Annotated in this window: 25 protein-coding genes and 1 pseudogene; 12 read left to right on the forward strand and 14 right to left on the reverse strand. The window is 40.9% G+C overall.

What is annotated here, in order from left to right:
* Positions 1-18 precede the first annotated feature (18 nt).
* The 6 genes and pseudogenes from EGS71_RS15395 to EGS71_RS15420 all read left to right on the forward strand — a co-directional run bounded on the left by EGS71_RS15395 (position 19) and on the right by EGS71_RS15420 (position 4186).
* On the forward strand, positions 19-591 hold the full coding sequence (locus tag EGS71_RS15395) for an HdeD family acid-resistance protein (RefSeq protein WP_000859452.1): 573 nt from the start codon (positions 19-21) through the stop codon (positions 589-591).
* A gap of 116 nt (positions 592-707) precedes the next feature.
* On the forward strand, positions 708-2687 hold the full coding sequence (locus EGS71_RS15400) for an ATP-dependent helicase (protein WP_000050370.1): 1980 nt from the start codon (positions 708-710) through the stop codon (positions 2685-2687).
* Positions 2688-2760: 73 nt separating this feature from the next.
* Positions 2761-3000 carry an RNA recognition motif domain-containing protein gene (locus EGS71_RS15405; RefSeq protein WP_000699342.1) on the forward strand — a complete coding sequence of 80 codons (240 nt, stop codon included), beginning with the start codon at positions 2761-2763 and terminating at the stop codon, positions 2998-3000.
* 7 nt (positions 3001-3007) lie between these two features.
* Positions 3008-3169 (forward strand): annotated as a pseudogene (locus EGS71_RS15410) (ASCH domain-containing protein); the annotation flags it as partial.
* A 122-nt stretch (positions 3170-3291) separates the two neighbouring features.
* Positions 3292-3795 (forward strand): DUF6586 family protein, encoded by a 504-nt coding sequence (locus EGS71_RS15415; RefSeq protein WP_002027464.1) that lies wholly within the window; start codon positions 3292-3294, stop codon positions 3793-3795.
* 112 nt (positions 3796-3907) lie between these two features.
* The gene (locus tag EGS71_RS15420; protein ID WP_000027403.1) at positions 3908-4186 is read left to right on the forward strand and encodes a hypothetical protein; all 279 of its coding nucleotides are present in this window, start codon (positions 3908-3910) and stop codon (positions 4184-4186) included.
* 37 nt (positions 4187-4223) lie between these two features.
* On the opposite strand, the gene EGS71_RS15425 is transcribed toward EGS71_RS15420, so the two are convergent.
* The 4 genes from EGS71_RS15425 to EGS71_RS15440 all read right to left on the reverse strand — a co-directional run bounded on the left by EGS71_RS15425 (position 4224) and on the right by EGS71_RS15440 (position 8103).
* On the reverse strand, positions 4224-5933 hold the full coding sequence (locus EGS71_RS15425) for a cation:proton antiporter (protein WP_001119808.1): 1710 nt from the start codon (positions 5931-5933) through the stop codon (positions 4224-4226).
* Positions 5934-6082: 149 nt separating this feature from the next.
* Positions 6083-6238 carry a 50S ribosomal protein L33 gene (gene rpmG, locus EGS71_RS15430; protein ID WP_001205031.1) on the reverse strand — a complete coding sequence of 52 codons (156 nt, stop codon included), beginning with the start codon at positions 6236-6238 and terminating at the stop codon, positions 6083-6085.
* 12 nt (positions 6239-6250) lie between these two features.
* A complete protein-coding gene (gene rpmB / locus EGS71_RS15435; RefSeq protein ID WP_000048256.1) occupies positions 6251-6487 on the reverse strand; it encodes a 50S ribosomal protein L28 in 237 nt (78 codons plus the stop codon).
* Between the two features lie 167 nt (positions 6488-6654).
* A complete protein-coding gene (locus EGS71_RS15440; RefSeq protein WP_001088254.1) occupies positions 6655-8103 on the reverse strand; it encodes a coniferyl aldehyde dehydrogenase in 1449 nt (482 codons plus the stop codon).
* A gap of 112 nt (positions 8104-8215) precedes the next feature.
* On the opposite strand from EGS71_RS15440, the gene EGS71_RS15445 reads away from it, so the two are divergent.
* From EGS71_RS15445 to EGS71_RS15465, 5 genes are all read left to right on the forward strand, one after another.
* Positions 8216-8908 carry a TetR/AcrR family transcriptional regulator gene (locus EGS71_RS15445; protein ID WP_000056618.1) on the forward strand — a complete coding sequence of 231 codons (693 nt, stop codon included), beginning with the start codon at positions 8216-8218 and terminating at the stop codon, positions 8906-8908.
* Between the two features lie 74 nt (positions 8909-8982).
* Positions 8983-9846, forward strand: a complete 864-nt coding sequence (purU, locus tag EGS71_RS15450; protein WP_001057506.1) for a formyltetrahydrofolate deformylase — start codon at positions 8983-8985, stop codon at positions 9844-9846.
* 391 nt (positions 9847-10237) lie between these two features.
* Entirely contained in the window at positions 10238-10993 is a 756-nt protein-coding gene (locus EGS71_RS15455) for an energy transducer TonB (protein WP_000083585.1), read from the forward strand.
* A gap of 44 nt (positions 10994-11037) precedes the next feature.
* Positions 11038-11658, forward strand: coding sequence for a MotA/TolQ/ExbB proton channel family protein (locus tag EGS71_RS15460; protein ID WP_001011664.1), 621 nt, complete (start codon positions 11038-11040; stop codon positions 11656-11658).
* On the forward strand, positions 11658-12062 hold the full coding sequence (locus EGS71_RS15465) for an ExbD/TolR family protein (RefSeq protein WP_000885431.1): 405 nt from the start codon (positions 11658-11660) through the stop codon (positions 12060-12062). The genes EGS71_RS15460 and EGS71_RS15465 overlap by 1 nt, the downstream gene beginning before the upstream one ends.
* Positions 12063-12122: 60 nt before the next feature.
* On the opposite strand, the gene msrA is transcribed toward EGS71_RS15465, so the two are convergent.
* The 10 genes from msrA to lgt all read right to left on the reverse strand — a co-directional run bounded on the left by msrA (position 12123) and on the right by lgt (position 19457).
* On the reverse strand, positions 12123-12644 hold the full coding sequence (gene msrA / locus EGS71_RS15470) for a peptide-methionine (S)-S-oxide reductase MsrA (RefSeq protein ID WP_001183413.1): 522 nt from the start codon (positions 12642-12644) through the stop codon (positions 12123-12125).
* 100 nt (positions 12645-12744) lie between these two features.
* On the reverse strand, positions 12745-13800 hold the full coding sequence (locus tag EGS71_RS15475; RefSeq protein ID WP_000551512.1) for a DUF4105 domain-containing protein: 1056 nt from the start codon (positions 13798-13800) through the stop codon (positions 12745-12747).
* 14 nt (positions 13801-13814) lie between these two features.
* The gene (locus tag EGS71_RS15480; protein WP_000312548.1) at positions 13815-14324 is read right to left on the reverse strand and encodes a dihydrofolate reductase; all 510 of its coding nucleotides are present in this window, start codon (positions 14322-14324) and stop codon (positions 13815-13817) included.
* A gap of 44 nt (positions 14325-14368) precedes the next feature.
* On the reverse strand, positions 14369-15211 hold the full coding sequence (gene thyA, locus EGS71_RS15485) for a thymidylate synthase (RefSeq protein WP_001203170.1): 843 nt from the start codon (positions 15209-15211) through the stop codon (positions 14369-14371).
* 129 nt (positions 15212-15340) lie between these two features.
* Positions 15341-16924, reverse strand: coding sequence for an IS66-like element ISAba25 family transposase (locus EGS71_RS15490; RefSeq protein WP_001094424.1), 1584 nt, complete (start codon positions 16922-16924; stop codon positions 15341-15343).
* Between the two features lie 74 nt (positions 16925-16998).
* On the reverse strand, positions 16999-17334 hold the full coding sequence (tnpB, locus tag EGS71_RS15495) for an IS66 family insertion sequence element accessory protein TnpB (protein ID WP_000619347.1): 336 nt from the start codon (positions 17332-17334) through the stop codon (positions 16999-17001).
* Entirely contained in the window at positions 17331-17714 is a 384-nt protein-coding gene (locus EGS71_RS15500; protein WP_001055589.1) for a transposase, read from the reverse strand. The genes tnpB and EGS71_RS15500 overlap by 4 nt, the downstream gene beginning before the upstream one ends.
* Before the next feature lie 118 nt (positions 17715-17832).
* Complete coding sequence (locus EGS71_RS15505; RefSeq protein WP_000881940.1) at positions 17833-18195, reverse strand: hypothetical protein; 363 nt, start codon at positions 18193-18195, stop codon at positions 17833-17835.
* Between the two features lie 10 nt (positions 18196-18205).
* Entirely contained in the window at positions 18206-18565 is a 360-nt protein-coding gene (locus EGS71_RS15510; protein ID WP_000889270.1) for a hypothetical protein, read from the reverse strand.
* A gap of 73 nt (positions 18566-18638) precedes the next feature.
* A complete protein-coding gene (gene lgt / locus EGS71_RS15515) occupies positions 18639-19457 on the reverse strand; it encodes a prolipoprotein diacylglyceryl transferase (RefSeq protein WP_000959085.1) in 819 nt (272 codons plus the stop codon).
* A gap of 93 nt (positions 19458-19550) precedes the next feature.
* On the opposite strand from lgt, the gene EGS71_RS15520 reads away from it, so the two are divergent.
* Positions 19551-20330 carry an NRDE family protein gene (locus EGS71_RS15520; protein WP_000335019.1) on the forward strand — a complete coding sequence of 260 codons (780 nt, stop codon included), beginning with the start codon at positions 19551-19553 and terminating at the stop codon, positions 20328-20330.
* The last annotated feature ends 18 nt before the right edge of the window (positions 20331-20348 follow it).

Below are 20348 nucleotides of genomic sequence, written 5' to 3' on the forward strand. Positions count from 1 at the left end.
ATAATAAGAGTCGCCGTCATGAAAACTGTAGGTAATGATTTGGTTCGTAATCAGCTACATGCTGATCGTAAATGGTATCTAATATTAGGCTTTGTGCTCATTATTTTCGGTTTGGTGTTATTTAGCTCACTGCCATTTGCCACATTTTCGGTTGTTTTTCTGTTTGGTATTTTAATGATGGTGGGCGGTGTATTGCATTTAATTGCTGCCTTAAGTGTATTTAAAGGCGGTAGCCGATGGCTGTGGGCACTTTTTGGCGTGCTGTATTTAATGGCAGGCTATTATGCATTTTCTACGCCTGTTACTACGGCTGTGGTTTTAACAAGCTTATTATCAATTGCTCTGATTATTGCGGGTGTAATCCGCACTATAAATGCATTTTTACTAAGACCAATTGCAGGGTGGGGCTGGACCTTATTTTCAGGATTATTAACCCTCGCTACAGGTATTTTAATTTTAGTTTCTAAAGATTCTCCGTTTTGGGTGTTAGGAATGTTTTTGGCAGTAGATATTTTATTTCAGGGCATTAACTTTTTAGGACTCGCTTCTGCGATTAAGCATTTACCTTCTAGCTCAAAAACAGTTTCTTAAAATAAATAACGAACAAAAGAGCACTTAGGGTGCTCTTTTTTGTTTTTAGTGAGCGAAGGTCCATCTCATGGCATGGGTCTGTTAAACTAAGCCTTGGTGTTTTAGCGATATGTGTTATGAGTCTTGCAAAGTTAATTAATGAATTAAATGCTCAGCAAAAAAAGGCAGCAACGACTACGGCTCAAAACTGTCTGGTTTTGGCTGGAGCAGGCTGTGGCAAGACTAAAACTATTGTTGCTCGCGCAGCTTATTTAATTGATCAAGGTTTGCCTGCAAATCAAATCCAGATTTTAACGTTCACGCGCCGTGCTGCGAGTGAAATTGTGGCAAGGGTTGAACAGCATGTTGGGGCACAAGCCAAGGGCCTACGAGCATCAACCTTTCATACCTTTTGCATGTACTTGCTGCGTCGTAATCCACAAGCGTTTGGTTTAACCCAATTTAGTATTATTGATCGTGATGATCAGTTACTCATGTTTCGCTTATTGAGAGGCAAAGACAAAGATAATGTTTTGCCTAAAGCGGCAGAGCTGTGTGATTTATATTCTTATGCCCGAAATACGCAATCTAAGCTTTCTGAAGCGTTACTCAAGCAATTACCTGAAGCATATGAATATAAATCGCAAATTGCTGAGTTAATGAAAACCTATGAACAGCGTAAAAGAGAGCGTAATTTTTTAGACTATGATGACATTTTGTCGATCGTTGCTGTTCATTTACAAAACTCCGAAGCATTGACAAACTGGGTTGCTGGTTTCTGCCAAGCTTTGTTAGTTGATGAGATGCAAGATACCAACCCTTTACAGTGGGCACTTTTGCAGCCACTGATTGGTAAGGTGAAATTATTTTGTGTGGGAGATGACGCCCAGTCGATTTACGGTTTCCGTGGGGCCGATTTTGAAAACATTCATTCTTTTAAAGAACGTATTCCAGATGCAGTGATTCATACTTTAGATTTAAATTACCGGTCGACTCAAGAAATATTAGATTTATCAAATTGGTTACTCTCCCACAGTCCAATCGATTATCAAAAACAGTTACAGGCTCATCGTGGCAAAGGACAAAAGCCACAACTCCATTTGTTTGGTAATGAATTTGAAGAAGCCAACTGGATTGCACAAGACTTAATAGAGCGACACCAACAGGGTGCAAATTGGTACGACCATATGGTGTTAGTCCGCTCAGGCTATAGCGCACGCTATTTGGAAGGAGCATTTATTGCCGCTGAAATTCCGTATCGTTTTATTGGTGGCGTAAAGTTACTTGAATCAGCGCATGTAAAGGATGTGCTCAGTTTATTACGTATTGTGAGTAACCCACAGGATGACTTGGCTTGGATGCGCTTTTTAACCTTATGGGATGGTATTGGAGATGTGGGTGCCAGCAAGTTAGCGCAAGAGTTAATGAGCATTAGTGAGGTCGAAGAGCGTTGTCAGCGTTTGGAGCGTCATGGAAAAGTTCCTTTACAGGCCATTTTGATTTTGAAACAGCTTGATGTGCTACAGCAGCATGTTGAGGCAAGCATTGGTCTAGCACTAGATGCATTAAGTGAACAGTTAGAGCAAAACTATAAAACTAAAGACTGGCCACGTCGTGCTAGGGATTTCGACCTAGTTAAACAACTTGCGCGTAAACATGCATCTCTTGGTGAGTTTCTTGAAGAATATGTGCTTGAACCAATTTCAATTTCTGAAATTGAAAAAGCGGGTGATGATGATTTAGTGACCTTAATTACAATTCACTCCGCTAAAGGTGCAGAACAGAAAGTGTGTTATGTGCCACATGTCTCACCAAACCAATATCCCTATGCGCGTGCACAGGGCGATTTTGATGAAGTCGAAGAAGAGCGCAGAGTATTGTATGTTGCATTAACACGTGCGGAAAATGAATTGATTTTGACGAAGCAAAATCTCAATACATGGTCACAAGACACGTATGACGAACAAGGCCGCAAAATCGAAAGCTATTTTCTAAATGATTTACCTGCTCATCTGGTTCAGGCCAAAATTCATCGTCAGGTGCCACAGCCATTTGCCAAAAAGCAATGGAATACTTCACGAACAGTAAACTTAGGTTTTGGTATCGATCTTGACTAAATTACTGTATAAGACACTGTGAATACTCAAATGTATATTGGCCTTTCTTTTGATGGTCAATGAAGGTTGGAAAATGAAAATATTAGTTCGTAATTTAGATCGTTCAGTGACTGAAGCTGAAGTTTTAGAGCTGTTTAAAGCTTATGGTAAAGTTGAGTCTTGTGTCGTTGTAACCGATAAAGATACGGGTAAATCAAAGGGCTTTGGCTTTGTCGAAATGCCGAATCCGCGTGAAGCCATTAAAGCAATCAAAGGACTAAATACACTTAAAGTAAAAGGTTACGGTATTCGGGTTAAGGCAGCTGAAGAGTAAGGCTTTTATGCAACAATTTTTAGCTCTTTCTGTGGTTGCTCCAAATGGAACACGTATAGCTCAGGGAATAAAAACACTTGAAGTTCGTTCATGGGTCCCTGCACAGCTGCCTCTTAAAGATCTATTCATTGTTGAGAACCAAAATTTTTTAAAGAATGATGGTGATGAGGGATAACGTAAAATTTATCAAGTCTCTCTGGATTTACCATAAATAACGTTGATTTTATCAATGGAGTCGTTAAGCTAAGAATAGCCATATAGATGGCAATTTTAGAACAGGAAAGTTTAGTTATGTCACGTGTTGCTCGTTATCATGCCGATCGTACCAATCAAAAACTCTATTTTGCACGCTTAGCGTGTCAACAAGCAGAGCAAACTGATCATGTACAGCAGGTACAAGCGTATCGTGAAGCAGCTGTATTTCATTTACATGGTGCAATGTTGGCATTTTTGCAAGAATTGGTACGTTATTACCGTTTAAATGACTTGCAACCGACATTAAAATCTATTGAAGAGCATATGGCGGCAAAAGGACAAGTTTCTCCGGAAGTTTCTGTTTTGCAGCAATTGGCAAAAGATGGCTTCGTTGCAGAATTAAAACGTGCTTACCGTATGTGCCAATATGCACCGGAACCTACTGAACCGACACCGGAAGAAGAAACTTCTTCTAATTTGATCATTAAAGTGACTCAGGGACCACAATCATGGTTACCTGATGTGAAAATTTTGCGTGAATGGCATAGAGAGTTAAGTCATTTAATTGATGGTTTTCGTAACGAAATGGTCGAGTTCTAAAATTAAACTATCTGAGCGCTTGAAATTTAATCCCAGTGCGCCTATATAAATAAGACGAGAGATGCAAAGTGCAAGGGTGCTTTGCCACCATGTTGAAACATGGAGGAAGTATATGTCTATACAGCAATTGAAAGAGTTATTTGGAAATCAAGAAGCAGTGTTGGAATTAGTCCAACTAGAAGGTGGTGAGCTCGCCTTGCGTAATGCTGGTTCTGAAAAAGAGCCCTTGGTTAAAATTCAGTTTAGTGATGAACTAAAAGCAATATTAGGTGAACAGACGCCTATAGTTGCACAACATATGATTCAAGCTGCTTTGTTTGGGCTGTTAGAAAAGCAGGTCAATGAATGGCAGGCTGAAGTTGTGGATGAGCAGCCTAAATTCTTAAGTTAAAAAAAGCGTACTCTTGAGTACGCTTTTTTTGTATGCATTAATGATGTGTAGACTGATGCGCAAGTTCGATTTGATTTAAAATATGATGGCTCATATTCTTAGCCATTTCTTCTTTCGCATAGAATACTTCACCAATGTGTTCGTCTCTAATCACTGCGGCTTCTTCTTTACTTTCTGCACAAATTAAAACCTGAATTTGAGGATTCAATTGCTTCGCAATATCTACAATGCGGTGAATATCTAAGATATCCATAGGCGAAATTACTAAGAGTCGTGCGTGCATGATATGTGCTTGAATTAAAACGCCAGGTTCGGTTGCTACACCACTTACAGCCGCAATATTTGCCTGACGTAGTTTTTCTACGATTTCACGATTCTCTTCTGCAATTACGACTTTAATATTTTGATTAATTAAATTTTCAGTAATACGTCGTCCAACGCCACCATACCCTACAATCACCACTTGATCGCGTAGATAAGATTGATCGACTTCATCTGGCAGCATAGCTAATGGGTCGCCACTACGTTCAAGAAGTCGTGCTAAATGAGAGCGTTCACGAATCCAACGTTGTACCGGCTCAATTGCCGAGAAGATGAAAGAGTTCAGTGTAATTGAGAATAATGCGCCTGCTAAAATCAGGTTTTGAGCTTCTAACGTTAATAGACCTAAAGAAACACCAAGGGTAGCCAAAATAAATGAAAACTCACCAATTTGAGCAAGGCTGGCCCCGACTGTTAAAGCAGTATTGATTGGATAGCGGAAGAATAAAACTAAGGCCATTGCAGCAAGTGTTTTACCCACCATAATAATCGCGATAACAGCCAAGATATGTAGTGGACGTTCAATAAGGATATGTGGATCAAACAACATTCCTACTGAAACGAAAAATAAAATCGAAAAAATTTCACGTAGTGGTAGCGTTTCTTCTTCTGCGCGATGGCTAAAATCTGATTCTTTAACGACCATTCCGGCAAAGAATGCCCCTAATGCCATTGAAACTCCAAAGATGGCATAAGAACCATAGGCAATCGATACAGCCGCAGCGACTACAGTAAGTGTAAAAAGCTCTCTTGAACCTAAGCGAGCAACAAACTGCATAATAATAGGCACAACGCGCTTACCGACAATCAGCATAAAGGCAATAAAGCCAATAACCTTTAATAGAGTGATTCCAAGTGTTAGCCAGATGTTACCTTCTGCGCCTGCTGGAGCTTTTCCACCCAGTAAAACAGCTGTAGCTGGAAGAAGTACTAAAACAAGTACCATGACTAAATCTTCAACTAATAGCCAGCCCACAGCAATTTTGCCGTTTACAGAATCTAGAAGACCACGGTCTCCCAAAGCTTTTAATAATACAACTGTACTCGCACATGACAGGCTTAAGCCAAAAACGAGTGCGGAGCCAAAGCTCCAGCCCCATAACATTGAAACGCCAATACCCAGTAAAGTTGCAACAGCAATTTGTAAGATTGCACCTGGCAAGGCAATGCGGCGAACAAGTAAAAGATCATTTAAGGAAAAATGCATACCAACGCCAAACATGAGGAACATTACACCGAGTTCAGCAAGTTGGTTTGCAAGATGAATATCTGCTTCAACACCAGGAGTATTAGGACTAATAATAATTCCGGCAATGAGATAGCCAATAAGAGGGGGAAGTCGTAGTCGGGCGGCAATATAGCCAAAAAACAGGGCAACGCCGAAACCAACAGCAAGTAAAATAATTAAATCTACGTCATGCGGCACTAAAAACTCCTTTTACGTGAGTTAGGCTAAAGACAAGCATAAGAAATGCCAAGGCGGAATATGTGGAAAGTTTAACAAAAAGGCAGGTATAAAAAAAATGCAAAAAAAAAACGACTTCATAAAGAAGTCGTTTTTTTTCGAGGCTAAAATTATTTGATTTTAGCTTCTTTGAAAATCACGTGTTGACGGATTTTTGGATCAAATTTTTTGATTTCCATTTTTTCCGGCATAGTACGTTTGTTTTTAGTCGTGGTATAGAAGTAACCTGTACCAGCTGAAGAAACGAGGCGAATCTTATCACGCATTGCTCAGACTCCTTAGATCTTTTGACCTTGAGCACGAAGGTCTGCAACAACCTTTTCGATACCCAATTTGTCAATAATACGCATACCTTTAGTGGTTAAACGAAGACGTACAAAACGTTTTTCGCTTTCTAACCAGAAACGGTGGTGGTGCAGGTTCGGCTCGAACCGGCGCTTGGTTTTGTTGTTGGCGTGTGAGACGTTGTTACCAACGACTGGACGCTTGCCGGTAACTTGGCAAACCTTAGACATGGTGTAACTCCATTGATTTAGCCAACAGCAAATCTGTGGCCAGTCATACTAAATGTAAACGGATGAATTCATTCAAGGGGCGTTTTATACCAAAAATACGATTAAAAGACAAGCGAAATTGGTAAAAACGAGGCATGATCTAGTATAACAGATCATGCCTTGATCAGTTAACGCAACAAGGTTTTCGAAATGAAGCGATGAATCGGTTTATTGAACGGTGGAAGAATATATTTCAAGCTATAAAGTTTTGGATTTGACATGACCGAACGTTCATGCGAAAGCCCAAAAAAGCCCTCCGGTCCGTGATATTTACCCATACCTGACGCACCAATACCGCCAAAAGGTAAATCATCTTGTGCTACATGGGTAATCACCATGTTAATTCCGAAATGCCCTGAATGAGTATGCTGAGAGATATAATCGGCGCGTGCCTGATCATAGTCAAAATAATACATCGCCAAAGGACGTGGTCGACTATTAATAAATTCGATGACTTCTTCGATTTGGTCATATTCTAAAATTGGTAGAACAGGACCAAAAATTTCATTTTGCATAATATCCATTGCAGTTGTTACACCAGTAACCAGAGTCGGTGCAATTTTGCGGACATCATCTAAAATTTCATTTTGAGGATTAATTTCAATAATACGAGCACCCTGATCACGGGCATTTTCTAGATAGCCCTGAATACGGTTGTACTGCTTATCATTAATAATAGATGTGTAGTCTTGATTGTTACGGAAATGAGGATACATTCCAGCCACAATCAATTTAAAGTTTTCAATGAACTCGGCAGTTTTACCACGCGGCAAGAAAATATGGTCTGGCGCAACGCAAGTTTGGCCTGCATTCCATAATTTACCCACAGCAATACGCTGTGCGACATCTTTCATGTCTACGGAAGCATGTACAAGCGCAGGGGATTTACCACCCAACTCAAGAATGACTGGCACAAGGTTTTGAGCTGCAGCCGCCATGACTGTTTTACCGACAGAAGTCGAGCCTGTGAAAATCATTTTGTCAAAAGGCAGGTGACTAAACGCATCAGAGATCACACCACCGCCATTAACCACAGCAACCAATTCTTGTGGAAAAGCTTCAGAAAGAGCATTTTCAAGAACCTGTCCAAAATTTGGAGAAGCACTCGAAATTTTGATCATGGCATGGTTACCAGCCGCCAAAGCACAGATGAGTGGGCCAACGGAAAGTAGTAATGGATAGTTCCAAGGTGTAATAATGCCAATAACACCCATTGGTTGATATTGTACCCAACCTTTTGCTGGCTGATGTAATACACTGATATGGCGTTTTGATGGTTTCATCCATCCGGTCAGGTTCTTACTGTAATACTTGATTTGTTCAAGACAGGTAAGTAACTCACCAATTTTGGTTTCCATAATGGCACGATTGCCATAATCAAGGTTAATTGCTTCGGCAATCTGATCTTGATATTTTACCAAGACTCTTTTAAGACGAGCTAAACGATCAATACGCTCTTTAGCAGTGGGTACCGGATGACGTAAGTAGGCAATCTTTTGCTGCTCAAGCAAATCATGTAAATGCTTAACATCATAAGGAACCTGAGTCTCTGGATTTGTTTTTGTTTGACTGTTCATCGGTACTTACCAAATATACTGATATACTTATTTTTTAGAGTAAATACTCTAAAGAGTCAAGTTGGTTTCTGTGTGCAAGTCTTAACCATATGAATTAACGAAGGTTATTAAAATGTCTCTACCTAAAGCTCTGAAGACAAAAGACCGGATTTTACAAATCAGTTTGCAGCTTTTTAATGAGCGTGGCGAACGGTCTGTCACTACCAATCATATTGCTGCAGAGTTGGGGATTAGTCCTGGAAACTTGTATTACCACTTTCGAAACAAGCATGAAATCATTAAGGAATTAATGCACCAATATCAGGTTGAGACTTTAGAAATGCTCTCTTTACCTGAGGACAGACCATTAACGACCAATGACAAAATTAATTATTTTCAGGTACTCAGTGGTCAGCTATGGAACTATCGTTTTATCCACCGCGATGTTTATCACTTAGTTGAAAGTAACGAAGACTTTAAAAAGATCTATCCTCGGTTTGCAGGGCAGGTCATGCAGCAAGGGCAAAGAATTTATCAGGCCTTTGTTGATGCCGGGCTTATGAAAATGACACCTTCGGAAATTGAAGCGCTCATTATTAACCTCTGGATTGTCTTAACGAACTGGACCAACTTTCTATATATGTCCGGACACATTAGTGACAATAACCACCTTGAAGAAAAATGGGTTTGGCAAGCTTTACGTCAAATGGTTTTTTTAGAAGGCCCTTATTTAATGGGGGAAAGCCGCGCGACTTATGAGCAATTATTGGAGTCACTTGGACCTTCTGATCTTTTTGCCAGCTTATCGTCCCTAAAAGATGAATAGTTGTGCTTGTTTATTTAGAGCGCTAGAATACTCGGCTTATCAAAATTTTGTCTCAATTAAGTGATATTAACCAAATGAATATGACCACTGCCAATACAGCCCGTTTACTGATTACTTGTGAAGACAAGCCTGGGATCGTACAGGCTGTATCGAGCTTTTTGTACCATCAGGGTGCAAACATTACCGCGCTTGATCAGTATGCGACGGAAGCTCAAGGCGGACGTTATTTCATGCGTGTTGAATTTGAACTTGATCATTTACAGTCTCGTAAAGATGCTTTAATTCAGACTTTCGCAGCAAATGTAGCGGAACGTTATGGCATGCAATGGCGTCTTGCTTTTGTTAATGATATTAAAAAGGTTGGTATTTTAGTTTCTAAAGTTGACCATGCTTTGCTTGAGCTATTATGGCGTCATGCACGAGGTTCTTTACCGTGTGAAATTACTCACGTAATTTCTAACCACGAAGATTTACGTGAAGCAGTTGAAAACTTTGGTATTCCATTTACAGTCATTAAAGTAACCAAAGACAATAAAGCAGAAGCTTATGCTCAAATTCATGAAATGATGCAAGGCAATGACTTATTAGTTCTTGCACGTTACATGCAGATTTTAAGTGAAGATTTCGTTTCTAAATGGGAAATGAAAATTATCAATATTCACCACTCATTCTTACCTGCTTTTGTGGGCGCAAACCCATACAAGCAAGCATATGAAAAAGGTGTAAAGTTGATTGGTGCAACAGCTCACTATGTGACTGCTGACCTAGACCAAGGCCCAATTATTGAGCAAGACGTTGAACGTGTGAGCCATGATTATAATGTTGAGCAGTTACGTGAGCTTGGCGAAGATGTTGAACGTAATGTATTAGCTCGTGCTGTTAAATGGCATTTAGAAGACCGAATTATTGTAGATGGCAATAAGACTGTTGTTTTCTAACAACTTATATTCCTTTAAAAGCATGCTTTTGAGCGTGCTTTTTTTATGGCTAAAATAAATTTAAAATGTTATAACATAACTAGAGTCTGTTGCTCTATAGATTACTTTTAATATCTAGCTACTTAATTATTTTTTAAGCTGAGCGCGATCTGATAAGTGAAAATAGGGAACTTACAAATTTTAGTGCGTTGTCTAAGCATGAGAAAACTAAGGTGATATCACTTTATCAAGTTAGACCTCGCGATAATGAGGAATGTTTTCATAAAAAAGTAGTTGCAAATGAAAACACTTCTCATTTATTATTGTGGCACTTTATTGTTCTATCCGATGTTTGAAATCGTTTCTATAAATTGAAAGCCGAAATCATCATCCATTAGGTAATTAGATTCTTATGAGTCAATCTTCCGCAGCCTTAAACTCTCCCAATCCGATGAAAAAGAAAGTCATCACGGCACTAATTGCGGTTGCAATTGGTCATATCGGGGTCTTATGGGCAGTCAGCCACATTAAGCCTGCTGAACTAAAGCCAATTGAAAAGAAACCTTTACAAGTCCGCTTTGTAAAAATTCAAGAGCAACCAAAACCTTTACCACCAAAACCAAAAGAACCGCCTAAAAAGCCGGAACCTAAAAAAGAAGTGAAAGAGGTTAAAGTTGTTGAGAAACCTGTAACTCCACCTAAGAAAGTGGAAAAAATTCAGCAGGTCAAAAAGGCTGAAACACCTAAAGAAACAGTAAAAACAGAACCTAAAGTTGAACCGAAAATAGTAACGCCAGCGACTACTGTGACTGAAAAAGTCGTTGAAAAGCCAAAGCCAGTGGTTCAAGAAGCACCTAAAGCTCAACCTGCTCCAGATCCATCGCCAAAACGCGTTTCAATTGGTGGTTCGGGTGTACAGTGGAGCCGCTCACCACGTTTGACTGTTTCACCAAAAGATTTACAGGGCGAAGCACGCTCGGTTGTTGTACTTATTGAAGCCGATGAGAAAGGCAAGATTACTAACGTGCGCGTAACCCGTAGCAGCGGTATTCCAAGTCTAGATGACAAGGTAGTCCGCGCTGTACGTAGTGCAAAATTTAAACCTTATATGGAAAACGGTGTTGCTTATCCAATTAAAGCAGAGCAACCGTTTGACTTAACCCCTTAAACGAATTTGAGTCCCAACGGCTAACCTTAATCAGGAGTTCGAATATGAACTTTTCAATCTATTGGCAACATGCAGATGCAGTGAGTAAAACCCTGTATTTCATCTTATTGGCAATGTCGATTGCTACCTGGACAGTTTTCATCTTACGTTTGATGGGGACTCGCCAACTAAAACAACAAGCTTATGCTCAACTCTCTCAGGCTATTACTTCGCTCAAAGCAAAGTTACAACCTTTGAGTTTTGAACAACGTAAAGCAGTTGCAGAGCAAGCATTATTGCGTCAGATTTCTGCTGAGAAAGCCAATGCTGATAAAGGTATTTCAGTTTTAGGAACAATTGCTTCAATTGCACCATTCGTTGGTTTGTTTGGTACAGTATGGGGTATTTTCCACGCGTTAGTTGCTGTTGGTAAGAGCGGACAGGCAGGTTTAGCTCAAGTGGCTACACCGGTAGGTGAAGCACTTATTATGACTGGTCTTGGTCTAGCAGTTGCGATTCCAGCGGTATTGGCTTATAACATCTGTGTACGTGCGAATCGTGGCCTTGCTCATGATTTACAAGATCAAGCACACAGTTTGTTAATCGACACCATGTTGCAGCAAGACTCAACTGTAAAGTCTGATGTTAAAACTGCACAGCAAAGTTATGTTGGAGGTCAAGCTTAATGGCTTTTCAATTGGGTGAAGACCACGATAGTGGCATGAATGAGATGAATCTCATTCCGCTAATCGACATTATGTTGGTGTTAATGATCATCTTTTTGGTCACAGCAACAGTTGCCAACCCATCGATTCCATTAACGCTTCCTAAAACAACTGCTGAAATTATTGATCCACCACCAAAAGCAATTACGATTAGTATCAATGCAAATGGTGAAGTGGCTTGGGATACTCAAGTAATTAGCCTTGATGAGCTTCAAAAACGTTTCCAAGAAGCAGGTCAAGGTGCGGTTAAACCGACAGTTCAACTTCGCGCTGATAAAGAGTCGAAGTACGATACTGTTGCTCAGGTAATGTCTCGCGCCAGTGAAGCCGGACTGAGCGATATTGCCTTTGTAAGTGAAAACTAAAATCTAGTTTCACGTAATAAAAAAGCAACCAATTCGGTTGCTTTTTTATTTTCTCATTTATTAATTTTTCATGAGATGTTGGAATTTACTATGTAACTTTAACAGTTTAGGGGGAATTGCAAAGTTGCAGTAACCTTGTGAAGGGTTCTTTTCATAGTAATTTTGATGATAGTCTTCTGCTGGATAGAACGTAGGAGCAGGAGATAATTCAGTCACAATATCAAGATCGTCATCTTTTAACGTCTGAATGGTGTGTTCTGCTGCCTGCTTTTGCTCTTCATTAAAATAGTAAATAACAGAGCGGTATTGAGTACCAATATCATTACCTTGGCGGTTTAAAGTCGTTGGATCATGCGTTGCAAAGAACACATCAAGTAACTGGGAATATGTAACTTGTTGTTCATCAAAGTCGATAAGAACCACTTCAGCATGCTGAGTGTCACCTTGACATACTTGCTCATAAGTTGGGTGAGTTGTATGCCCACCAGCATAACCACTTGTTACTTTTTCTACACCACGTATTTGTAAAAATACGGCTTCGACGCACCAAAAACAGCCGCCGCCAAATAATGCCTGTTGCATTGTTTTTTCCTCTATTTCCTGCCTATTACAATAGGGTTTATCTAGTTAGATTACAAAGTAAAGCGTGTATAAAAAAGTAAAGAAAAGTGCATTACTTATTTCATTTTACTTTAGGTAAACCCTGTCGAACAATTTGAGAGAAATGCTCACTGCTTTGGTCTGCAAATTGTTCAAAATGTTCAGTACGTGGGTTAATGTGTGCAATTTGATACCACTGTTTCAAGCTAATATTTTGATCGAGTGCTTTAAGATCATATAAATAATTAGGTAAGTAACCAGAGGCAATTAACCGATAATCTTTAGGAAGCTGATATGGGTTAATGGCTTGAACCATATCAAAAATTAAAGTTGTACAATTACTTGTGAGGGTATTGTACCACTTTGGTTCTGCGCGTAGTTCATCTGCTTTTTTAAGATATTCTAAAAATAGCGCTTTTTGCTCAGAGCGAGGCATATTGACCGGGAAATTATAAACTTGCTCTTTACGGATATTGCTACGCGTGTAGACAATATCTTTTTCATCAGATGCAATTAAGCTCAGTTCATATTTTCTAAAGAAGCCGCCAATTGCTGAAAACTCTTCAGTCTTTTCTTTTCGAATTTCGATCGAAAAAACTAAAGGTTGTTGATTTTTAAATTCGAAACTGACTAGCGTATGGGCAATTTGTGGCCCCATCCAGTAAGAAGTAATAATATTTATGCCATTTAACTGGTTCAGGTCAAAAGTACGGGTTTCCCAGCGAACATCATAGGTTCCATCAGGATGCCAGTTGAAGTTACGGACATTATGCAAAGTAATAACATCGCCGTGTTTTTCGTAACTTAGCATATTGGCAACTTCAGGGTTCCAGTCACGGTCTTGACGTGCAGTAATCGAAAAGTACCAAACCAAAGAGCAGGCAAAAGCTAACAGGTAGATTAAAACGTCTGTACGACGGCTAATGATATGCCCATTAAAATATAAACCCGCCATACTTAAAGCAAAGGCAATCCATATGCCAATAATAATACGGCTGCCTAACCAGCCAAAAGGTTGTTGGACCCATAGGGCTAAGCATACCCAAATGCTGGAAAGCACAATAAACAACGTGAATAAACTATGTAAAGCGCCGAAGAGGAGAGCGATAATAAATTCACGTGTTCCGATATTGTGCATAGGCGACCAGAAAATTATTTTTTATAAGTGGCAAATTCGAATGAAGTTCCTGATTTTTCATCTACTTGCTGTTCGCTTGCAGTTTTGTGAAATTCACTCGGTATTGTTGGATAATGTGCATCACCTTGTACATCTAAGTCAACATGAGTGAGCTCAAGACGGTCTGCAATTGACAAGGTTTGCTTAAAGATTTCACCACCACCAATAATGAATAAAGCTTGCTTTTCGGTGTTTTTGGCATCTTCTAAAGCAGCATTTAAAGCATCTTCAATTGAATACGCAATTTTTACGCCGTCAAAATGCCAGTTAATGTCACGGGTAATCACCCAGTTCACACGGTTCGGTAGAGCACGACCCATGGACTCAAGCGTTTTGCGGCCCATGATCACCACACCACCTTGTGTGATTTCTTTAAAATGTTTTAAATCGGCAGAGATATGCCATGGCAACGCATTGCCTTTACCAATACAGTGATTTTTGTCCATTGCGACAACGTGGACAACTTCTACATTTTGCCATGCCATAATCTTATTCTCTAAACCGTAATCTAATGAAATTTAAGCCGTCGTTATACTGCAACTGGTGCTTTAATTGCCGGATGTGACTCGTAACCTACAATCTCGATATCTTCAAATTTGAAGTCGAAAATATCTTTAACTTCTGGATTAAGTTTTAATTGGCAAAGTGGTAATGGCTCACGCGTCAATTGTAGTTTTGCTTGCTCAAAATGGTTGGCATAAAGATGAGTATCGCCACCTGTCCAAACAAAATCACCAACACCTAAGCCACACACTTGAGCAATCATATGGGTGAGTAGGGCATAGCTGGCAATATTAAATGGCACGCCTAAGAATACGTCAGCACTACGTTGATAAAGCTGGCATGACAACTTGTTGTCTTGTACGAAGAATTGGAAGAGCGTATGGCAAGGCGGTAAAGCAACTTGTCCGGCCTCATTTGGGTTCCAGCCAGAGACAATTAAACGGCGTGAATTTGGGTTAGTTTTAATTTCATTAATTAACCATTTAATTTGGTCAAAACCATCTTGGTTATAAGTACCATCGGCATTTTTTGTTGCGCCGAAATTACGCCATTGATGGCCATAAACTGGGCCAAGCTCATGTTCTGGGCGGCCGAAACGGGCAGTTTGTTCTGCTGTTGCCCATTCATCCCAAATGGTGACTTTATTGTCTTGTAAGTACTTAACGTTAGTATCGCCTTTTAAGAACCAAAGTAACTCAATCACGATAGAACGAAAGTGAACTTTTTTTGTGGTGAGTAAAGGAAAACCCTTAGAGAGATCAAAACGCATTTGATGACCAAATACAGAACGGGTTCCTGTGCCTGTACGGTCGCCTTTGTCACCGCCATTATCAAGGATATGTTGTAGAAGGTCTAAATATGCACGCATAACACTCTCGAGTTCGGATTAATTTCCATAAAATAAAAGGGGAGACGGTTCATGGATTAATAAACCGTGGAAGATAATAGCATGCTTTAACGATAGGTGTAAGCGTCCGCTGAATCCCATACCTATTTTTTAATTCGATTTAGGTTTCCAGCAGTGCGGCAGTAACTCTTCAATCTGGGTCACTTTATGTGTCGGTAACCTTTTCAGCACATCACTTAAATAGGCATACGGATCCAGCCCATTCAGCTTTGCTGACTGGATTAAAGTCATGATGTTTGCCGCTCGCTGACCACTGCGCAGCGAACCTGCAAACAGCCAGTTCTTGCGCCCCAACGCCCAGGGACGCATCTGATTCTCTACCCAATTGTTGCATATCGGTAGATTGCCATCATCCAGATAGCGGCTTAAGGCTGGCCAACGCTTCAGAGTGTAATTGATGGCCTTGGCGGTGGGAGAACTCGATGGCACTGTCAGATGATGTTGGTTGAGCCATTCATATAGTTGTTGCATCACTGGTTGACTATGCTGTTGTCGGTATTCGCGGCGGTCTTCCGCTGTACCATCGGTCTTTTTCCTGAGTTCTGCTTCTATCGCATACAGTTTCTGAATCAGCACCAATGCCTGTTCAGCGACCTGACTTTTCCCGGTCACATGCAGTTCATGGAATTTACGACGTGCATGGGCCATGCAGCCGACCTCTATGACCTGGCCTGATTTAAAGCGTGCTTTATAACCACTGTAATCATCACAGACTAGATTGCCCTGCCAGCCTTTCAAGAACTCTGCAGCATGCTGGCCTGAACGACTATCCTGAAAGTCATAGATCACCGCCTGAACTGGATTGTACTGTGTGGTGGCATAGGCCCAGACATAACCTTTCTTCGGTTTTTTCTCATTCTCACCCATCCGCATGATGGTGACCGGTGTTTCATCTGCATGCAGCACCCGCTGTTGCAGCACCACCTCTTTTAAGGCATTGGCCAGAGGTTCCAGTTCTACACCGCAGCGACCTATCCAGTCAGATAAAGTTGATCTAGAAAGTTCGATTCCCGCCCGCTGATAGATCAGACGTTGACGGTACAGCGGCAAATGATCGGCATACTTCGATACCAGCACATGGCTGAGCAATTCAGGTGAAGCAATGCCTTTATCAATCACATAGGCGGGCATCGCTTGCTGAGTCAGAGTGTCACACTGATCACAGACCCATTTACCACGCACATGCTGTTCCTTATAGAACTGTGCCGGTCTGAAATGCAGTTTCTCACTGACATCTTCGCCGATACGACGGAGTTGGCATCCACAAGTGCATTGGGTTGATGCAGGTTCATGCTCAATACGGATGGTGTGTAGATGATCTGGCAGTGGTCGACGTTTAGGTTTATTGGTTTTGGCTTTCTGTGTCGCTGCATCGGTTTTATCTGCATTTAATCGTTCTAATTCCAGATCAACAGCAGCAATATCTTCTTCAACCGCTTCATCCCATAGGTGGATTTGTTTTGCCGTTAAGTGTTCATTCTTTTGGGCGAATTTGTGCTTTTTAAACAGCGCCAGTTCATGCTCGTATTTTTGATTGAGAATAGAAAGATGTTGAACTTTGGCATCCAATTGTTGGTTTGATTGTGCTAGAGACTGATGCTGCATCGCCAACTGTCTGGTGAATTCCAGCAGTTGTTCATGGGTCAGTTGGCTTAAGTCAGGCAGCGTATTCATGACCGCAGTATGCCTGAGGTCATGAAGAGAATGAAATAGAACGTTTGGAGGATGGCAGAATGGTCGAGCTTGGTTTAGAGCATATTCACCACTTGCTGCAATCCAATTCTCTGCCAGGGCAAACCTTGGATTAATGCCTGTAACTGTTCCGGGCTGAGGGCCACGGTTTCACCTTGGTGAACTTGAGCCCAGTGAAATTTACCCTGTTCCAAACGCCGGGCACACAGCCAGATGCCCAGTCCATCATGTACCAACACTTTCATACGATGACCACGTTTATTACAGAACAGGTAGGCGCAATGCGGTTTGATGTAGCCAAAGGCTCTCACCACCTGAGCCATGACAGTATCCATTCCTGCTCGCATATCCATGGGCTGGGTAGAGAGCCAAATTTCATTGATACGGATCATGTTGCCAGTGCCTTGAGTAATTCTGCCAAGGCAGGTATTTCTGATGTCTGCCATTTTAGCTGAATATCATTATTCGTATGAGGCACGGTGATACACAACGTGATCCTCTCATCAATAGGTTGGCTGATTGCAGCAGTGTAAGGCAAAGCAATAAATGCTGGATTCACATGAGTAGGATCCTGCACGGCACCCTCATGATGGCTGAAGATCCTGATCCAACGACTGACAAGGTTGGCATTAATACTATGTTGCAGTGCGACCGAAGCGATCGAGGTATTAGGATTTTTACAGGCATTGACAATACTGAGTTTGAATTCTTTGCTGTATGTTCTGCGTTTTTTAGCAACAGGAGGTGTTGCTGAATATATATCCATGTTCATGGATTAAGTCCCCACTTGTTTTTAGGTGGGAACTAAATTAAGGCTTATAGGACCGCTTGGTAAGGCTGTGTTAGCCGGATGCTTACCGATAGGTAGGAAAGAGAGCTACATTTACTGTTTAAAAACGTTTGGCCCGATTTTGATAAATCGAAACAAGAAAAAATCCAACCAGTACAAAGCCTAAAGCTTGTAGTGTTGCGATCCAATTGTGTTGAGGGGGCAGTAACCACATTATAATAGCAACAATAATGAGAGGGTAAATTCTAAGCAGAAACTGGAGCTTAAGTTTATATGAACTGTGCTCTGGAATTTTTGTTTGTAAATATTGCCCGAAATGAAGCCCGAATCCTAACACGAGACTAAGAACAGTGTAAGTCGGCGATAAAGGCTGTACTTGATTGGCTGCATAAATTGCAGCACAAACGACAATAATGAAGATGAGTTTGATGTGACGCGGTGCGTTATACCAATAAGCCAACATAAAAATGAGCCTATTTGTTAAATAACGATTGGGGTGAAAAAATAAAAGCAGCAAGCGCCATAAATGCGATTCCTTGAACGCCCCAGATCAGTAAGTTAGGCATGGTTTTTACAAAAATAAGTGCAAATAAAAGAGCGATAGGAACCCACGTAAATAGGCGGTAAAGTAAACCAGTCGGGTTACTTTGAGCAAAATGCAATTTAAAGTAACGGCAGATTAAAAAAATAACCCCAGTCCCTGTAAACATTAAAATGGTATCTAAAGGCAATGGTTGATATTGATATAACCCAATACAGATTAAGAGGGTAATAATTAAAATGATTAATTTTTTAAAAGTCGGGACTTGTGTATTAAACCAGAATTCCAGCATGGCGAATCTTCTTTCTTGGGAGATAAAAACTGTAGCATAAAAAAGAGGAGCCGAAACTCCTCTGATTTAGATGTTAACTGTTCTTTTGAGGGCCCCAGTCATAAATTTTCTTTTGGTAGGCATACCACATCATCCAAAGACCTATCAGTAGCATTGGAACGGTGAGGATTTGTCCTTTCGTCATCCAGCCAAACAAGATGAAACCTTGGTCGGCATCCGGCTGACGGAAGAATTCCATCACAAAGCGTGCAACACCATAACCCATTAAAAATAGAGCAGATACAGCCATACGTGGGCGTGGTTTTGAGCTAAACCACCACAAAATAATAAAGAGTAATAGCCCTTCGCAAAGCGCTTGGTAGATTTGAGAAGGGTGACGAACCAGATGTAATGGATCGGTTGGGAAAATCATTCCGAATGGATAATTCGGATCTGTAACCGCACGACCATATAACTCTCCGCCAATAAAGTTACCAATACGTCCGAACATTAAGCCTGTCGGTACACATGGGGCAACAAAGTCGAGTGTCTGGAACCATGTTTTTTGATATTTTTTACACCAGAATAGCATTGCGATCATGACGCCTAAGAAGCCGCCGTGGAAGCTCATACCACCTGTCCAGACTTGGAATAACCAGATTGGGTTTTCAAGGAATTTATCAAACTCATAGAAAAGCACATAGCCGATACGTCCGCCGAGTACAACACCTAAGGCGCCGTAAAACACCAGATCGGAAACCATGTCCGATGTCCAGCCATCACGCTGTTTGGCACGGTAGGAAGCAAGCCCCCAAGCACATAAAAATGCCAATAAATACATGAGTCCATACCAATGGACTTGAAGAGGTCCTAGATGTATTGCGACCGGATCGATATTAGGATAGGTCAGCATTGCTGCTCCTTGATCTTACGTTTTGACAGATTGTAGCGGAATGATGTGAAAAATGTTGTACATTCAATGTGTAAACATAGGGAACAAGAATCAATGTGTATTGTGGCTTTAGCATGGCATGTTCTGGATGATATGCCCTTGTGTCTGATTTCAAATCGTGATGAATTTTATCATCGACCAACCGCATTGTTGCATCAATGGGAACATACGCCAATCATTGCAGGGCAAGACTTACAGTCGGGTGGTACTTGGATGGGTGTTACGCCGCAGGGCCGATGGGCTGTGTTAACCAATTTCCGTGATGGACGTGATAAAAAACAATATGAGACCTCTCGTGGTCATTTGGTTCAGGCTTTTTTAGAGTCTGATTTGTTACCGATTCGCTTTGCTCAGCAATTAGAACAACAGCAACAGAACTTTGCTGGTTTTAACCTGTTTATGGGAACTGCTGATCAGGCGGTCTATATGAGTAACCGCGGTGAGGCTCCTCAAGTATTAGCCAACGGCGTATATGTGGTTTCGAATGGTTTAATGTCCGATCACTGGGAAAAAACCAGACATTTACGTACACGTTTTACGCAAGAGTTCCTGCCTATGCATCAGCACAAAACAGAAGAGTTAAGTTTGCAGCATGCAGCGTGGGATATTTTAGAAGATGAGCGTAAGGTCACCACAGCATTGTTGCCAAACACGGGCATTCAGCCGGAAATGGAAGAATTATTGTCATCGACTTTTATTCAAAGCCCCGTATATGGAACACGGTGTTCGAATTTTTTAAGAATGACCAATAATGAATGGATATGGTTGGAAAAGACCCAGCAAGGTGAACATAGTGGTCAAATTGTGCAGCAACAGGTGCTTTTAAACCGTTAGAAAAATGCCGATCAAGTG

Origin of the sequence: Acinetobacter sp. FDAARGOS_559, from assembly GCF_003940475.1 — a bacterium.
GTDB lineage: Bacteria > Pseudomonadota > Gammaproteobacteria > Pseudomonadales > Moraxellaceae > Acinetobacter > Acinetobacter baumannii.

What these genes read in the sequence shown, in the direction of transcription:
- EGS71_RS15460 (WP_001011664.1), top strand. Translation starts at nt 11,038, where the DNA reads ATGAACTTTTCAATCTATTGGCAACATGCAGATGCAGTGAGTAAAACC.
- EGS71_RS15455 (WP_000083585.1), top strand. Translation starts at nt 10,238, where the DNA reads ATGAGTCAATCTTCCGCAGCCTTAAACTCTCCCAATCCGATGAAAAAG.
- thyA (WP_001203170.1), bottom strand. Translation starts at nt 15,211, where the DNA reads ATGCGTGCATATTTAGACCTTCTACAACATATCCTTGATAATGGCGGT.
- EGS71_RS15420 (WP_000027403.1), top strand. Translation starts at nt 3,908, where the DNA reads ATGTCTATACAGCAATTGAAAGAGTTATTTGGAAATCAAGAAGCAGTG.
- EGS71_RS15395 (WP_000859452.1), top strand. Translation starts at nt 19, where the DNA reads ATGAAAACTGTAGGTAATGATTTGGTTCGTAATCAGCTACATGCTGAT.
- EGS71_RS15415 (WP_002027464.1), top strand. Translation starts at nt 3,292, where the DNA reads ATGTCACGTGTTGCTCGTTATCATGCCGATCGTACCAATCAAAAACTC.
- EGS71_RS15405 (WP_000699342.1), top strand. Translation starts at nt 2,761, where the DNA reads ATGAAAATATTAGTTCGTAATTTAGATCGTTCAGTGACTGAAGCTGAA.
- EGS71_RS15475 (WP_000551512.1), bottom strand. Translation starts at nt 13,800, where the DNA reads ATGCACAATATCGGAACACGTGAATTTATTATCGCTCTCCTCTTCGGC.
- EGS71_RS15490 (WP_001094424.1), bottom strand. Translation starts at nt 16,924, where the DNA reads ATGAATACGCTGCCTGACTTAAGCCAACTGACCCATGAACAACTGCTG.
- rpmB (WP_000048256.1), bottom strand. Translation starts at nt 6,487, where the DNA reads ATGTCTAAGGTTTGCCAAGTTACCGGCAAGCGTCCAGTCGTTGGTAAC.
- EGS71_RS15480 (WP_000312548.1), bottom strand. Translation starts at nt 14,324, where the DNA reads ATGGCATGGCAAAATGTAGAAGTTGTCCACGTTGTCGCAATGGACAAA.
- EGS71_RS15505 (WP_000881940.1), bottom strand. Translation starts at nt 18,195, where the DNA reads ATGTTGGCTTATTGGTATAACGCACCGCGTCACATCAAACTCATCTTC.
- EGS71_RS15400 (WP_000050370.1), top strand. Translation starts at nt 708, where the DNA reads ATGAGTCTTGCAAAGTTAATTAATGAATTAAATGCTCAGCAAAAAAAG.
- EGS71_RS15500 (WP_001055589.1), bottom strand. Translation starts at nt 17,714, where the DNA reads ATGAACATGGATATATATTCAGCAACACCTCCTGTTGCTAAAAAACGC.
- purU (WP_001057506.1), top strand. Translation starts at nt 8,983, where the DNA reads ATGAATATGACCACTGCCAATACAGCCCGTTTACTGATTACTTGTGAA.
- EGS71_RS15520 (WP_000335019.1), top strand. Translation starts at nt 19,551, where the DNA reads ATGTGTATTGTGGCTTTAGCATGGCATGTTCTGGATGATATGCCCTTG.
- EGS71_RS15465 (WP_000885431.1), top strand. Translation starts at nt 11,658, where the DNA reads ATGGCTTTTCAATTGGGTGAAGACCACGATAGTGGCATGAATGAGATG.
- msrA (WP_001183413.1), bottom strand. Translation starts at nt 12,644, where the DNA reads ATGCAACAGGCATTATTTGGCGGCGGCTGTTTTTGGTGCGTCGAAGCC.
- rpmG (WP_001205031.1), bottom strand. Translation starts at nt 6,238, where the DNA reads ATGCGTGATAAGATTCGCCTCGTTTCTTCAGCTGGTACAGGTTACTTC.
- EGS71_RS15440 (WP_001088254.1), bottom strand. Translation starts at nt 8,103, where the DNA reads ATGAACAGTCAAACAAAAACAAATCCAGAGACTCAGGTTCCTTATGAT.
- EGS71_RS15445 (WP_000056618.1), top strand. Translation starts at nt 8,216, where the DNA reads ATGTCTCTACCTAAAGCTCTGAAGACAAAAGACCGGATTTTACAAATC.
- lgt (WP_000959085.1), bottom strand. Translation starts at nt 19,457, where the DNA reads ATGCTGACCTATCCTAATATCGATCCGGTCGCAATACATCTAGGACCT.
- tnpB (WP_000619347.1), bottom strand. Translation starts at nt 17,334, where the DNA reads ATGATCCGTATCAATGAAATTTGGCTCTCTACCCAGCCCATGGATATG.
- EGS71_RS15510 (WP_000889270.1), bottom strand. Translation starts at nt 18,565, where the DNA reads ATGCTGGAATTCTGGTTTAATACACAAGTCCCGACTTTTAAAAAATTA.